Here is a 15,360-nt window from a genome sequence, read left to right on the forward strand (position 1 = left end):
AGTTTTATTGATAGTGCAATTAGCAGCATTGACATCAGCTCCATATTTGATCAAAATTTCCAAACAAGTTTCAACAGGTTTTTTCTTAGATCTTGCAGCTATATGTAAAAGGGTTTTTCCTGCATCGATATGACTATGTTCATGTTCTGTTTTAATCCTTCTCATAATTTACATCGGCACCAAATTGTAAAGCCACTTCTAAAAAATTTACAGACTCAGGGTCACCAAGCAATATCTAAGAATGCAAAGGGGTGGCACCTTTTTCATCATAAACTTCAAATTTACATCCTTTTTTAAAAAAATAATCAATCATTTTTTTATTTTTTCCACCCACTCCAATATAATCAGTAAGAGCATTATTTCCTAAACACTCATCATCAGCTTTAAGTCCTAAACTCTCAAAATACTCCATCATTTCAAAACTTTGACTCTTATCATAAGCGATCCCTGCCCAAGCTAAAGTAGAACTAGGGCTAAAAAAAGGTATAGGATGATTACACCAATATATCTTACAACATTTCTCTAAAAATACTTCAGGCACGGGATAATCTTTTAAAAACTCTTTAACTTCTTTAAGTTTATTATCTTTAATAAGATCAAAAAACTCCCAACCTATCTCCGTTGCCGTTTCTTCATCCATAGCTTGAATTTCTTCTAAAGTTTTCATTTGTTTTTCCTTTTTTTGCATTTTTAAAATGTTACCTTCTATTTCTTAAAAAAAGATGTAATTTTATCCAAAAATGATAATTGCTTGTTTTCTTGTAATGTAAATACATTATCAATCCAAACAACATCGCAATCTTGATGTGCGCTACTAAAAGACACTTCAAATTCTTTATAATTTTCATCATAAAAAAAATGTTTAAAAGCATTATTTTGCTCTATAAATTCGAAAATCTTTTTATTTCTTATTTCATGATCTTGATAACTAAGCTCCAAATCTTCCAATTCCTCCACTTCTTCTAAGCCCGCAAATTTTACAAATTCGCCTTCGTTGTCGAGGCTAGAATAAGATTGAGATTTGAATTTAGATTCGCTAGTTTTACGAAATTTGATAACCATATTCAAACTACCCGCTATATATTCATATTCAAGGAAAGTTCTAAATACTTTCTCAAAACGAAAGCTAATATAACCTCTTTTTGATTCATCATGAATATTTATATCTATCTCAAATTCTGTATATTCCTTATCTTCTTCTTTTAAAAATTGCATAGGGGTTAAATAAATTTTCTTAAATTCTTCATAAAATTTTAAAGCATTTAATCCATCAAAAGGTTTTAAATTATCATACAAATTTTTAGCCAATTTTGCACTTTCTAAAGAAATAAAATTTTCAGATTCAAATTCATTTTTATTAATCTTTAATTTTTCTATTTGAAGCTCTTCTTGTATATAAGACGTTTTTAAACCGCAAAATGCATAAGGACTGTTGGAATAAAATTTAAATTCCTGTGTGCAAAATGGAAAATATTTTCTTATGACTTTATCGATATATTTAAAATCATATTCTAAGCTAGAATTAGTATATATCTTTTTATCTTTGCAAAACATAATATAAAGCACATCATCCTTTTCATGAACAAAAAGACTACTGCAAAAATTTGTATAAAAATCAATATAAGATGGAAATTTTTCATCAAAATAACATTTAAATTCTTCATATTCTTTTTCATCATATTCTTCTTCATATTCTTCTCCATCGTATTCATATTTTTCGCTTAGCTCTCTACCCATATAACCAACAACGATTTTTTTCAAATCACTTCTTAAATATTTTGAAAAATAATCCTCGCAAAAAGAAAAAATATGACCTATATATCTGTCGATTTCTATAAATTCATCTTTATGTTTTAGAGTATAACGACCCTGATAAAAACAAGAATTTAAAGCCATTGCCCCATCTATTTCAACATATAAATTGGCCATAAATGGAAGGGCATTTTTATTAAATTTTTTCTCTTTTATAAATTTCAATATTCCAATTTCTTCAACACTAGCACCAATAAATAAAGCTGTTTTTAAATTTTTGTTTTGCTCATTTTCTATAACAAAAACTTGTAGCTCTGTGTCTGTATTTTTGAGACAAAAATTAAAATTTATCTTAAATCTTAATATTCTAAAAACTTTACTTAGATAATAAAAAATTTCATTACTATCACGGATAAAAATGATATTAAATATTTCTTCTTTCTTTAAAAATTCATCTAAACTTTGATAAAAATTCGTATTTGCATGAAATTGAGGACTTTTTATTATCTTAACATCTAAAATAATATCAAATTCAGATTCTTGCACCATATTTAAATAATCTAAAATCATAATGAGAGCAAATTCTGCTTCATTTTGTGAAAATCCTTCAAATAATTCTACCGCTTGCTCTTCTATTTCTTGCTCATTACAATCTATTTGAGTATGAGCAAGCAAACGGATCTCTGATTTTGGTTTTCGGTTTTCTTTTTTGCTATTGATAAATCGCATGCTATTGTTATATTTTGTTTCTACTTTGTCATAAATAAAAATTTCATTATTTTCATATTCCCAATTCTTAAAATCATAATTTTGTAAAAATTCTTCTTTTTGTGATGAATTTAAGTCTTTTATTTGAGTTAGAATTTCTAAAATTTGTTCTAACATTACAAAGCGTGGATGGCTTTGTAAAAAATCTTCTAAATCATCTATTTTTCTTAAATCATTTAAACAAATAAGGCCGCCTTTTCTTGTGGTGCATTTTTGTCCTTTATGAACGTGCAAATATTCATTAAAGAATTTAACATTTAATTTATGCAATAAAGCAAAAAGATCCTTTGCTTCTTTTAATTGCTTTAAATGTTTTTCTGTAATAACCACGCCACATTTTAATAAAGTTTTAAAAGAATCTTGATTCAATTTAAAGGCAATGCGTTTGTCTTCAACTTCCAATGTGTAATATCTTTCATCTTCTTTTGTTTTGAAAACAGGCATAAAAGTAAGGATATTGATCTTTTTAAAAGTATTTTTACTCACACTTTTTCCCATTACAAATTCAAAAATTTGATCATGGATTAAATTATACATAGTGTCATCATCTAAAATACTATTCGCCAATGAACTCTCGCCGCACAATCTTTCACAAATATATCAGAAAAGATTTTATTTATAATCTTTTGGTGGAAACTTTCAATATTTTTACTTTCATCTAAATTCAAAATTTCTCTTATATTTTTTTGTTCTTCAAGACTTAAAGGAATGAATTTAATATCATCGTTTTCATCTTTGGAATCTGGATTTTGATTATCTTCATTATCTAAATTTATATCTTCATTATCTTTAAGCGGATCTGGATCGCTTTCTTCTTGAAAACGTTCGCTTAAAAAAGTTTCTATTGTATCAAAATTAAATTTCTCTCCAAATTGCTTAACTTGTTCTTTAAAAATATCGATTTTTTGGTTTAATTCTTTTTCGCTTAAATTTAAATCATATACATCATAGGCTATAAGTTTTCTTCCATTTTTATTATCTGTTATAAAAACTTCTATATATTCTTCTTTGTCCCAATCTTCATATAAATCTTCAATATCATCAAGCATGAAAATACGATTTTTACCTCGTGTTACCTGACAGCCTTGCAAAGCCAAATTAACTTTATTTAAAATTTTATAATTAGGCAAAGAGGAGCAAAAATCTTCAATTAATTGATTATTAAATACTAAAGCTTTCTTTTTTTATTGTATTTCTCACAAAGCTCACTTTGTAAGAAATAATAAATATGTGATACTGTTGCAATCCTTTCTGCATCTTCAAAATCTATATTTGCATCAGCTTTTAAAAGATCAAAAAAAATACTCTTTAATGTTTTTTGTAATAAAATTTTTAGATTTTATGAAATTTGTTTCAATGTTTAATTCTTGCATTAAAGGTTTTACTTTAAACACTGTCAAATTAGCATCATCTATTTTGCAAATATCAAGATGCTTTAAAACATCCTCTTGCAAAGCTTCATCGATATAGTCTTGCACTCTTTTGAAATCTTTTGAAGAAAGTTTGATAAATTCCTCTTGAGTAAAACTTAAAGCACCTATTAAAACATTGTGTTTATGATTTTCTAGATAATTTCTTAAAGATTTTTCCTCAGGATCCATGAAATTATCAACATCACTGTAATTTTCATTTTCTTCATTATCTTGTTCATCATGTATTTTATTTTCTTCTTCGAAAATTATTTTGTAATTTTCCAAAGCAAACTCGATTGTACCTTTAGCAAAAAGTGATGACTCTGTAATAATGATATTTTTTTATTTTCATAAAGCCAAATAATTTCAACGGAATTGATTGTTAGTGTATTTTCTCCTTCTTTATGCACATTAAATACACTTTTTTCACTCATAAGCTCCAAAAAATCTTCAAATAGATTATCCCCTTCTATCTCGAAATAAAGCTTACCATTTTTTTCATGCATAGTATAAAAATCCATATTCATCCTTTTATATTAAACCATTAAGCCATTGATGCAAAGCTTTTTATTTTATCATCTTTTTATAATATTTTGACAAGTTTAAAATTATTTTTCTGTTTATATTTCAATAGTCTTAACTTATTAAATAATATAGTAAGAAAATGATTGATTTTTAAATAATATTTTTAAACTCTTAGAAAAATGCGGCTTTAGAATACTTTTAATTTTTCAATAAATTTTAAAACATGAATGTTTTATTTTTTAGATAACTCTTTAATTAAGATTTTATCTTTTAAACAATAAACAACAAAAGCTCTTGAATTTTTTTTCAAGATTTCATCCACAGCAAGTTTATATTCACAAATTTGCTCTTTGTGCTTATCCTCCATTGCAAGGCTTGTTTTATAATCTATAATTATCGCTTCCTTATCATCTAAAGCAAGCAAATCTAGTCGTTTAATTTCTCCTTGAAAACTCAATGTTTGTTCTTTGAAAAGTTTTTTATTTTCAAGGAGGTTTTGAAATTCTTTGTTATTGAGTAAATTTTTAATTATTACAAACAATGTTTCAAATTCTTCATCATCCAAAAAATACCTAAATTTACTCTTAGTATTTTGATAAGCTAATTCGATATTTTCTCCATATGGCAGTTTTAAATTTTGCATAAAAAAATGAAAAGCGTTTCCAAAATAAATTTCTTTAGAATCTAATTTTTCATCATGATCAATTTCTTGCAAACCAACCTCTTCAAATTCTTTCAAAGCAGGAGGCAAAATTTCCTCTTTTTGCTCATATAAATTTTGAAATTCTAATGTTCCAATTTCTTGCTCATTGATTTCAAGCATTGAATTTAAATAACTAGGATAACTCCCATGCTTAAATTCACTATTTCTTTTAATAACAATCAAAGAATCTCTAGCTCTGGTAAAAGCCACATAAAGTTTGTTCATATCGTCTTCATAATCAGCCTTGGTTATATTGTCTATAAAAGCTTGATAATTATACTCTTTAGTTAATTTGCGTATATTATCTCTTAGATGAAGTTGCCAACCTTGATTGATATCATATTCTAGCATGATATTATCGCTATTTGTATTATTTTTTGAAAGACTGTCTATCAAAATAACGTGCTTAAATTCCAAACCTTTGGATTTATGCACAGTCATAATGCTTATCCCCATATTTTGTTCATTGATAATTTTTAAAGGACAAGGTTCAAATAAAAGTTTTAAAAAATCCTCTTTTTCTCTGGCATATTCTATAAATTGGATTAAAGCAATATCACTAAGATCAAGTCTTAAATTTTTAATCAAATAAAGTAAATTTTCTATAGCACTTCTTGCTAAATCAAGATTTAATCTCAAAGGTTCAAATCCTAAAAATTCTTTTAAAAAATGCAAATAAAACTCATCTCCAAAAATACAATATTTTGCATATTCTAAAACAACCCTCACACTAGCTTTATTTTCAAGCAAAATATTGCTTTGTGTAAATGCTTGAATTTTGTGTTCTTGTAAAAATTCTAAAATCATATCTGCATCATTATTTTTCCAACATAAAACACAAATATCATCTAAAGAAATATTTCTATCTTTTAAAAAATAAATTTGCTCTAGCAAAGTTTCAAATACTTTTTCTTTTATTTCTTGAAACTGATCTTTGGCTTTAGTTTCTTTTGTTTCAACAACGCGTACAAAGCCTCCTTTTTTATCCTCCAAAGAAAGCTGTGGCATATAATCTTTTATTTTATTTTTAAACACTTCATTGACAAAATAAACCAAATTTTCTTTAGAACGATAATTGACTTTAAGTTGATCTTTTTTGATTTGCTTAAAATCAAGCTGCAATAAATCAAAAAGCTCTTTCTTGCCTTTTCTAAAACGATAAATACTTTGTTTTTTATCTCCAACATAAAAAAAAGTTCTATTTTTTTTCACGCCCTCGCCTGAAACTAATTCAGCGATTAAAGGATATAAAATCTTATATTGTATAACGCTTGTATCTTGAAATTCATCGATAAGCAAATGAGAAATATATCCATCCAAGCGAAAATAAATCATATCCTTAAAATCACTTGTGATTAAATCAAAAACTCTTCGACTAATATCACTAAAACTTAAAACATTTTTTTCTTTTTGTATAGAATTTTTTGCCTTACTATAATAATTTAAAAGATTTATTAAATTAGCAATTTTATATTGCTCAAGCTCAATAGCATAACCATTTAAAGCATTGATAAATTCTTCTCTTTTTAATTTAAAATTTGTATCCTCATCGTTTAATTTTTGCAAATATTCCGTTTCATCAAATTTTGACATAAAACTTGTTTTGATAAATTCATTTAAATCCAAAGTTTCATTTTTAAAATTTTGTATTAAATTTGTATATCTTTTAACATGAGTTAAACTTAAACAATACGTTCTTAAATCATTGTAAGCTTTGTTTATTTTTGCTTTTGATGGATTTGGAATTTTTACACAATCTTTATGGTAAGCGTTTTCATAAAATCTTTCTAATTCATTATAAAAATCTTGATTTTCTTCTATATTGACCAAATAATAAGCTAAATCTTTTAATTCTTCTCTATTTAAAAGCCTTAAAAAAACAGCCTTGATATCGAGTTTTTCTTCGCTAATATTAAAATCGCTACTAAGTCCCAAATTTAAAGCAAAAGCTCTAACAATCTTGCTAAAAAAAGCATCAAAGGTGCTGATTTTTAACTCTTGTCTTAAAAATTCTTTTCTTTTAGTATCTCTTAAGGCTATAAGTTCTTTTTTTTCCACATCTAAAAGTCGGCATAATTCTTGAGATTCACTCTGTTTTTCTTCGCTTTCTAAATTTAAAAAAGTATCAATGATTCTTTTTTGCATTTCATTAGCAGCTTTTTTAGTAAAGGTTAAAGCTAAAATTTCATTTATTTTTGCGTTTTTTAAAATAAGAGCTATAAAACGAACACTCAAAGCAAAGGTTTTACCGCTACCAGCACTTGCTTCTAAAGCTAAAAAAGGCTCAAAAGTCATTTCACTTCCTTTTTATAAATCAACCTATAAGGGCAATATTCATCTTTTTTGTTTTCAAACTCCATTTCTTCTTTACTTTCATCTAGTAAATTTTTTAAACTTTCCTTCAAATCAATCAAACTTTTAGCTTTTTCTTTTGTAAATTTCATACGTTTTAAATCATAAAAAAAAGCTTGTGCATTCTCATCATAAAGAACTTGATAAAAGGCTAATTGATAAGAATCTGTAGGAATTTTTCCACTTTTATAATCGATAATAAAATTTTCACCCGCACAATGATCAATTCTATCAATAACTCCTATTAATTTTATAAATTCTTGTTTAAAATTTAAAACTTTAGAAATAGACAATTCTAGTTTATCAACCTTATATCCTTCATCAAAATGCTTTTGTTCATTTTTGTAAAAATTTTCAAATCGTATTTTTAAAATTTCGAGTTCCAAATCGCCGATGCCATATTTTGAACTTTCCCTTTGTAATAATTTATTAAAAATACTACAATCAAAATAATTTTTTGAATTTTCTTTATAGTAAATTTCTAAAATCTTATGGATAAAATTGCCCTCATGTTTAAAATTGCTTTCATAACTTAAGGCTCTAGCTTCCTTTAAATTTAAAATATAACGATAATAATAAGTTCTTTTTTGATTTAGGAGTAAGTTAAAGCGAGTAAAAGATAAAGGTTTTTCAAATGGATCGTGCTTTAAAATAGGAGCTTTAATAGGCTCTAAATTTAATCTTGCACTCTGATAATCAAGCTTTAATGCATCTAAATAAGTTTTAGAATTTGGTTTTTCATAAAAATATTTTATATCAAGATCATCTAAAAAACGTGATTTTCTCTGCTCTTCATTTTCAACATAAGAAATGCTTACTTTTTTAGCGTTTTTGATTAAATTTTCATAATAAAATCTTTGCAAATTCTCTCTTCGTTCATAGCTGATTAACCCTGCTTTTTTGCGAATTTCATTATTTAAAAAAAGCTCATTAATACTTCTTTTAGGAATCACATCTTCATTAAAATCAACAATTGCAACTCCATCAAAATGAAGTCCTCTGCTTTCTAAAAGCCCCATAACGGTAATTTTTCCGCCGCCAACATAACTTAAATTTAAATTTGAAATGTGTATAAAAAAAAGCTGGAGTAATTCTTTAAATTTCAAAGACTGATTTTTTAACAAATCCTTGATAAAATACAATTCTTTTTGGATAATGCTGACAAGTTCTTGTTTTTCATTTTCTAAAAATTGAATTATTAAATTTTCAAACTGCTCAAAATTAAATTGTTGATCAAATTGACTCTTAAAATTTTCAAAATCAAGATTTAAATAATGCAAAAAAGTATTATGATAATCAAAAATTGTATCTTCATTTAAAAAATAATCTTCTTGCTTTTGATAATAAAATGATTCAGAATTTGCAGAATCATAAAGTATTTTTAGTTTTTGATAAAATAAACTCTCTTTGATATTAATACCACTAGCGAAATTAAACATATTGTTTTTATCAAACAATCTTAAAAGATCACAAAAACTTTCATCTGGTGTTATAATAACTATATTTTCAGGCTTTAATCCTTCCCTTAAAAAATGAGAAACTTCATCCATTGCAAAGGCACATTGCAAACTTCTAATTTCAAAGGATTTGACTTTAACTTGTGAGTTCTGAGTATAAATTTTCTCTTTTTTAAGAATTTTTCCTTCATTTAAACTTACTTCATAATAAAATTCTATTTCAAGATCTATTTCTTTTAAAAAATCAAATTTGGAAAAATACTCATAATTAAACCGACTTACCCTAAAACATAAAATCACTTCTTTGTAGTCGGCAATTTGCAAAAACAAATCTTCTTCAAATTTACTTAAAAAACCCTCTAAATTATAAATAATAACATCATATTCATCTATAAAATCAAAATTAATCGAATAATCTTTCACCAAAGATAAATCATCATGAAGATGATTCTTTTTAAGCAAGGCAAGATAATGATCAAATACTTCTTTTAAAATTTCTAAATGTTCATTATAACTTGCATAATAATCATTATTTTTAAGATCATCAATACTTTTTTTCTCTAAGCTTAATTCTTTGAAAAAAGAGAATAAATATTCATTATTTTTTAAAAAAGTAAAAAAATCAGCACTAATTCCTAATTCTTTCTCTAAATTTTTACTTTTTAAACACGCTTCTTGCATTAAAAGCAAACTCTCATAAGAACTTGCCTTATGAGAATTAACTAAACATACTCTCTCTAGAAAATCTTGTATGCTTATAGCATTATCAAGCAAAGCATTTAAAGCTTTGCTTTGATCGTAATATTCTTTGATCTTCCTTGTAGAACCAAATATTCTAAGCTTCATTTAGCGTATAATTCATAACTAAAAAAGCCTATTGTTTGAGGATTTGCAATCAGCTTAAATTTTAATTGCCATCTACCTTCTTCGATTTTAGAAGGAAAGGTGATGCTTAAAATTCCTTGTTTTATTTGTCCTTGTAATTTTTGATCATCTTTTTTTGTATGAGGTCTAGTAAGTAAAATTTCATACTTTAAATTTTGAATATCTGCTTTTCCTAAAGATTCTATTTTGAAATTAGCTACATAAGAATTAGAATCAATATTATAAACAGGAATTTTCCTAGCACCTAGCAATTGTAAATTTTTATTTTCAAAATCAACCTTAAAAAGTTTATTAAAATTTTCTTGCTGCTTTTGAATTTCATTATAGTTATTTTCTACATTTTGATAAGAATCAAAATAAAAATCATCTTCATATACAGGATAATCGCTTGAAATAACAACGGTTGCAACAGAAGCCCCTATAATCAATAAAAAAGCAATCAATAAACCATAAGGCCAAAAAGTTTTTTTCTTATCCATTTCTTTTCCTCTTCATTCTTCTTTGTGTATAATAAAGTAATGCAAAACAAACAAAACCATAGATTAAAATTCTTAAAATATTTATTGTATCACGATTTGTATTACCTATAGAAGAATTTAATGTAATCCCTCTAGCTTGGGTTATGCGATCGACTATATCAGCATAGCCATTTAAAATAGCAGCATTATAAATATCGCCTTTTTGTGTTGCTAAAATTGGCAAAATCGAACCTGTTCCTGGATAAGGACTTAATATAGCTTCTTTATCAATTAAATTAAGAACACCCTTAGAACCAACTATATCGACTCTATGCGATTTTTTAGATAAAATGAGAAGAATGTAAGACTTTGGCAGTGTTTTTTGCATATTAAACAAAGTTTCAAAATCCATATTATCGCCTATAGCTACTCCTGCAAAAATTTGACTCTTTTCTTCAAGTTCTTTGCCTATTAAATTAATTTCTTGAACAACTTTTGGACTCAATACGCCTTCATTAAAAACCACATAATCAAGAGCAAAAACCCTCAAAGGAAAAAATAAAAAGATAGCTAAAAATAAGCTATCTCGTAATATTTTTTTCATCCTATGTGCAAGTGATTAGCAGTTAATACCGACCAAGCAGTAATTACCGCAGTAGTGATAAGTCCAATAACAATTAAATACTCTAATGCTTTACTCATTGTGCATCCTTTATAATTCTATGATCTTGCTCTTTTGAACCTAACATTTTTACACTTTGAATATCTTTAAGACTATAAGGTTTTTGCATCACTTCTCGTTGAGCTTTGATTCCAAAAATAGTTAGCACTACTAAAATAGCAATCAATAACACAGTTGCAATAAGCATTCCTGTAATACCTGAAAAAGAAAATACGCATCTATTTGTGTTTTCCATTATTTACCCCTTGAAAGAGAAATTACATACTCGCCAACAGCTTCTTTTTGCACGTTATTTAAAGTAGAAAATGCTGGCATAGTTCCTATAAAACCTTTTTTACCTCTATTTAAAACATCGACTACAAATTCTGCTGAACCATATTTTGTAAGATCAGGAAACATTCCACCCTCTCCTCCTTTTCCATCAGCTCCATGACAAGCAGCACAAGTTTCATAAACTTCTTTTCCTCTAGCTACTAACTTTTCATTTTTAGTTTTTTTAATCGCTGAGATTTCTTGTGCAACATAAGCAGCAACTGCTGGAATGTCTTCTTTTGCTATGCCTAAAACAGATGCATCTGGCATTTCTCCGCCTTCATAATTCATCCCTTTAGAACCATGTACAATTGTATTAATAATTCCTTCTTCGCTACCCCAAATATTTAAATTTTGAGCTTTACCATTGATTCCATCAGCAGTAATGCCATGACAAGCAGAACATTGAACTAAAAAAATATTTTCGCCCATATCTTTTTTATCATCAGCAGATAAATTTTTAAATTTTTTCTCAAATTTAGAATTATAGGCTTGCACTTCTTCATTGTATTGACCTATACTTGAAAAAGATTTCAAAGGATATCCCCACAAGAAATACCAAATTGCCCAAACAATAGTAAGACAAAAGACAATAGCCCAGCCTAAAGGAATAGGATTTTTATACTCTCCTATTCCATCCCATTCATGTTCACTAAGCTCAGCTTCACCTTTTTTTTCTTTCATTTTTCTAAACATTCTGCTTACAATTATAAGCGTGATTAGAACAATAAGAACAGCTCCAATCAAAGACAATAAATTAGTATTATCTTTTAAATTTAACCATTGCATCAAGCACTCCTTTTATTTTCTAAAACACTATCATTGATACTATCATCCAAAACAAGGTTTGCATATTTTTCATAATTTCTTTCGCCATTTTTCTCCGCTCTATAAAGATGATACAAATATGAATACAAAACCAATGACAAAAAAACAACAAGCAGGAAAAATCCATAAGCTTGGAAAATTCTCCACTCGTGTTGATTAATTTCACTCAAATTAAGAGTAGTTAATTTTTTAATTACATCTAATAAAATTAATAAATGTTCCATCATTTTACTTTAAACTATTTAAATAAGCGATCAAAGCAACAATTTCTTTAATTTCGCCTTTGGCAAAAGCTTTTTTCACTTCTTCATTTTTCATCTCATCAACTATAGTTTGCGCTTCCGCTTTTACTTCTTCTTGGGCATCTTTCCAAGAACCAAGTTTTACGCCACCTGGTACATCATAAGGCACATTGAAAACTTTTTTTACAGTTAAAGCTTCAGCATAAGCTGTTTCTATATCAGCATCATTTTTAAACATATGCTTATAAGCTGGCATAATAGAATGTGGAACTACCGAAGTAGGCTCCCACATATGATTTTCATGCCAATCAGTTGTTCTGTAACTTCCTACACGCATTAAATCAGGACCTGTTCTTTTTGAACCCCATAAAAATGGTCTATCATAAGCAAATTCGCCACTAACTGAATACATTCCATAACGATCAGTTTCAGATTTAAATGGACGTATAAGCTGAGAATGGCAAGCATTGCAACTTTCTTTTATATAAATTTGACGCCCTGCAAGCTGTAAAACAGTATAAGGTTTTTTTCCTTCAATAGGTCTTGCATTTTCAGTAAAATTAGGCAAAACTTCAACAATACCAGCATAAGCAATTACAACAAAAACAGCCACAGCAAAAAAGAATGGATTTTTTTCTAACCAACTAAACATTTTTCCTCCTTTTTACACTGCCATAGGTGAAGCACTTTTTGGCTCTTTATCTAGCACTCTTCCGCAAGCAATTGTTTTATAAATATTGTAAGTAAATATAAAGAAACCAATAAGGTACAATAAACCACCAATAGCTCTAATCCAATAATAAGGTATTATAGCCACAACTGTATCGATAAATGAATAAAGAAGATTACCGTATTTATCAACTGCACGCCACATCATACCTTGTGTGATACCTGCAATCCACATTGAACTGAAATAAAGCACTACGCCTGTAGTTTGGATCCAAAATTGAATTTCCATTAAAGATTTGCTATAAAGTTCTCTTTTAAACAATCTAGGTGTCATATGATAAAGTGCGGCCATAGTCATAAAGCCTACCCAACCTAAAGTTCCATCATGAACATGTCCTGGAATCCAATCAGTAAAATGTGCTAAAGCATTAACAGATTTTATAGAGAGAATAGGTCCTTCTAATGTCGAGAACATATAAAAAGTTGATGCTAAAATCATAAATTTAATCAATGGACTTTCTCTAAGCTGACTCCACTCACCTTTCATTGTAAGCATGATATTGATCGCTGATCCCCAAGAAGGTAAAATAAGCACTATTGAAAATACAGAACCCATAGTTTGCATCCAATCAGGAACAGTTGAATAAATCAAATGGTGTCCACCTGCCCAAAGATATACAAACATCAAGCCCCAAAACGCAAATAAAGAAAGTTTATAAGAAAAAATTGGCTGACCGCTTTCTTTTGGTAAAAAGTAATAAATTTGAGCAATAATACCAACAGTGAAAACAAAAGCAACCGCATTGTGTCCATACCACCATTGAACTAAAGCATCATTAGTTCCCGCATACATTGATACACTATGCCACCATTTTCCCATACCAGCAACAAAATAAGTTGGAACTTCCATATTGTTGAAAAGATAAAGCATAGCAATACCTAAAAAAGTTGCTATATAATACCAAAGAGAGATATAAAGAGTTTTTTCACGTCTGATTCCAATAAGACCAAAAATACTCATACCCCACAATACCCAAACAATAACAACCAAAATATCTAAAGGCCATTCAAGCTCTGCATATTCTTTAGAAGTTGTAATTCCTAAAAATAAAGAAATAACAGCAACAATCATCGTAAACATATAAAGCCAAAAATGAAGCTTTCCTACCGCCATTAAAAATTTTGATTCAGCCATACTTACCTTAAGAACACGTTGTCCTATATAATACCAAGTGGCCCAAATTCCAGAAAGCATAAAACCAAAAATAACCCCTGAGGTATGAAGAGGTCTTAATCTTGAAAAGGTTGCATACTCTCCTGCCAAATAATTCAAATCAGGATATGCCATTTGAAAAGCTATCAAAGTTCCTATGGCCATACCAATAATACCAAACAATACAGTTGCAAACATAAAACATTTAGCAACTGTATAGTCATAACTTAATGCATTACCTGGATGCATAGTTTTTTCTCCTTAACATTTTATTCATTGATAACATTATAAACTATTAATTATACATTTTTTCTTAAAAAAATAATTTTGTTTTATTTATTACATCTTAAAATTAAGAATTTATCGATATTTTCAGCATTTTGCTTTAAAAAAATAAAATAAAATTTACTAATCAAATTAAAAAATATAAATAAAATTATTTTATAAAAGTAATAAAACCTATATAACTAATATGCAATCCATAGATAATAATAATAATATAAGCCATATAATTAAAAATCATTTTTAAAAATTCGTTTAAAATTTGAGATAATCTAGCAAAAAATAACATAGCAGGAAGTGTTGAGATACCAAAAATAAGCATAATAAGCATACTTTCTAAAATATTTTCTCTTTTAAGAGCATCCGTTAAAAAAAAATAAACCAAACCACAAGGAACAAAGCCATTTGCAAATCCTAACATCAATGCAGATTTAACGCCTTTAAACTTCATCGATTTTTGCATTACAAATTTAAACAAAGAGTGAATTATTATATTATTTTCAAAAAAAGCTAAAAGACTACCTCTAAAAATTAAAGCACAGCCTAAAATAACCATAAAAATACCGATGATAAAAAATGAAAAACTTTGAATTTTAGCATTAATCGCTAAAATATTTCCAAAAATCCCACAAAGTATTCCTAAAAAAATATAGGCTAAAATTCTTGATAGTTGATACAAAAAAGTTAGTAAAAATAAATGTTTGTGTGAAGAATTCAACCTCATAAAGACTAAGGTAAAACCTCCGCACATAGCATAGCAGTGTCCAAAACTTGATAAAAAAGCAACACTGAAAATAACAAAAAAATCAATATTTAGCAA

Annotated in this window: 17 protein-coding genes; all 17 read right to left on the reverse strand. The window is 27.4% G+C overall.

The annotated features are described in order from the left end of the window. Positions 1–165, reverse strand: a 165-nt coding sequence (locus H2279_RS08880; protein WP_442862183.1) for an ankyrin repeat domain-containing protein, incomplete at its 3' end; no start/stop codon positions are given. A 70-nt stretch (positions 166–235) separates the two neighbouring features. Then, positions 236–667, reverse strand: a complete 432-nt coding sequence (locus H2279_RS01420; RefSeq protein WP_337195352.1) for a hypothetical protein — start codon at positions 665–667, stop codon at positions 236–238. Positions 668–705: 38 nt separating this feature from the next. Then, positions 706–3,087, reverse strand: coding sequence for a hypothetical protein (locus tag H2279_RS01425; RefSeq protein ID WP_337195353.1), 2,382 nt, complete (start codon positions 3,085–3,087; stop codon positions 706–708). Then, complete coding sequence (locus H2279_RS01430) at positions 3,069–3,650, reverse strand: hypothetical protein (protein WP_337195354.1); 582 nt, start codon at positions 3,648–3,650, stop codon at positions 3,069–3,071. Before H2279_RS01430 ends, H2279_RS01425 begins: the two co-directional genes overlap by 19 nt. Before the next feature lie 162 nt (positions 3,651–3,812). Further along, complete coding sequence (locus H2279_RS01435) at positions 3,813–4,217, reverse strand: hypothetical protein (protein WP_337195355.1); 405 nt, start codon at positions 4,215–4,217, stop codon at positions 3,813–3,815. Next, positions 4,199–4,453 (reverse strand): hypothetical protein, encoded by a 255-nt coding sequence (locus H2279_RS01440; RefSeq protein WP_337195356.1) that lies wholly within the window; start codon positions 4,451–4,453, stop codon positions 4,199–4,201. The genes H2279_RS01435 and H2279_RS01440 overlap by 19 nt, the downstream gene beginning before the upstream one ends. A 236-nt stretch (positions 4,454–4,689) precedes the next feature. Beyond that, a complete protein-coding gene (locus H2279_RS01445) occupies positions 4,690–7,455 on the reverse strand; it encodes a RecB-like helicase (protein ID WP_337195357.1) in 2,766 nt (921 codons plus the stop codon). After that, the gene (locus tag H2279_RS01450) at positions 7,452–9,815 is read right to left on the reverse strand and encodes a PD-(D/E)XK nuclease family protein (RefSeq protein WP_337195358.1); all 2,364 of its coding nucleotides are present in this window, start codon (positions 9,813–9,815) and stop codon (positions 7,452–7,454) included. Before H2279_RS01450 ends, H2279_RS01445 begins: the two co-directional genes overlap by 4 nt. Then, positions 9,812–10,333, reverse strand: coding sequence for a FixH family protein (locus tag H2279_RS01455; RefSeq protein ID WP_137623041.1), 522 nt, complete (start codon positions 10,331–10,333; stop codon positions 9,812–9,814). The genes H2279_RS01450 and H2279_RS01455 overlap by 4 nt, the downstream gene beginning before the upstream one ends. After that, on the reverse strand, positions 10,326–10,916 hold the full coding sequence (locus H2279_RS01460; RefSeq protein ID WP_137623042.1) for a hypothetical protein: 591 nt from the start codon (positions 10,914–10,916) through the stop codon (positions 10,326–10,328). The genes H2279_RS01455 and H2279_RS01460 overlap by 8 nt, the downstream gene beginning before the upstream one ends. Further along, complete coding sequence (locus H2279_RS01465; RefSeq protein WP_137623043.1) at positions 10,913–11,014, reverse strand: hypothetical protein; 102 nt, start codon at positions 11,012–11,014, stop codon at positions 10,913–10,915. Before H2279_RS01465 ends, H2279_RS01460 begins: the two co-directional genes overlap by 4 nt. After that, the gene (locus tag H2279_RS01470) at positions 11,011–11,232 is read right to left on the reverse strand and encodes a DUF4006 family protein (RefSeq protein WP_137623044.1); all 222 of its coding nucleotides are present in this window, start codon (positions 11,230–11,232) and stop codon (positions 11,011–11,013) included. The genes H2279_RS01465 and H2279_RS01470 overlap by 4 nt, the downstream gene beginning before the upstream one ends. After that, complete coding sequence (ccoP, locus tag H2279_RS01475; protein WP_137623045.1) at positions 11,229–12,095, reverse strand: cytochrome-c oxidase, cbb3-type subunit III; 867 nt, start codon at positions 12,093–12,095, stop codon at positions 11,229–11,231. The genes H2279_RS01470 and ccoP overlap by 4 nt, the downstream gene beginning before the upstream one ends. Beyond that, on the reverse strand, positions 12,095–12,358 hold the full coding sequence (locus H2279_RS01480; protein ID WP_137623046.1) for a cytochrome c oxidase, cbb3-type, CcoQ subunit: 264 nt from the start codon (positions 12,356–12,358) through the stop codon (positions 12,095–12,097). Before H2279_RS01480 ends, ccoP begins: the two co-directional genes overlap by 1 nt. A 4-nt stretch (positions 12,359–12,362) precedes the next feature. Further along, positions 12,363–13,028 (reverse strand): cytochrome-c oxidase, cbb3-type subunit II, encoded by a 666-nt coding sequence (gene ccoO / locus H2279_RS01485; protein ID WP_137623047.1) that lies wholly within the window; start codon positions 13,026–13,028, stop codon positions 12,363–12,365. Between the two features lie 12 nt (positions 13,029–13,040). After that, positions 13,041–14,507, reverse strand: a complete 1,467-nt coding sequence (gene ccoN / locus H2279_RS01490) for a cytochrome-c oxidase, cbb3-type subunit I (RefSeq protein WP_137623048.1) — start codon at positions 14,505–14,507, stop codon at positions 13,041–13,043. 187 nt (positions 14,508–14,694) lie between these two features. Next, positions 14,695–15,360, reverse strand: coding sequence for a sulfite exporter TauE/SafE family protein (locus H2279_RS01495; RefSeq protein ID WP_337195359.1), 666 nt, complete (start codon positions 15,358–15,360; stop codon positions 14,695–14,697).

It is taken from the genome of Campylobacter sp. B0100352/1, assembly GCF_020135855.1.
Taxonomy (GTDB): Bacteria; Campylobacterota; Campylobacteria; order Campylobacterales; family Campylobacteraceae; genus Campylobacter_D; species Campylobacter_D taeniopygiae.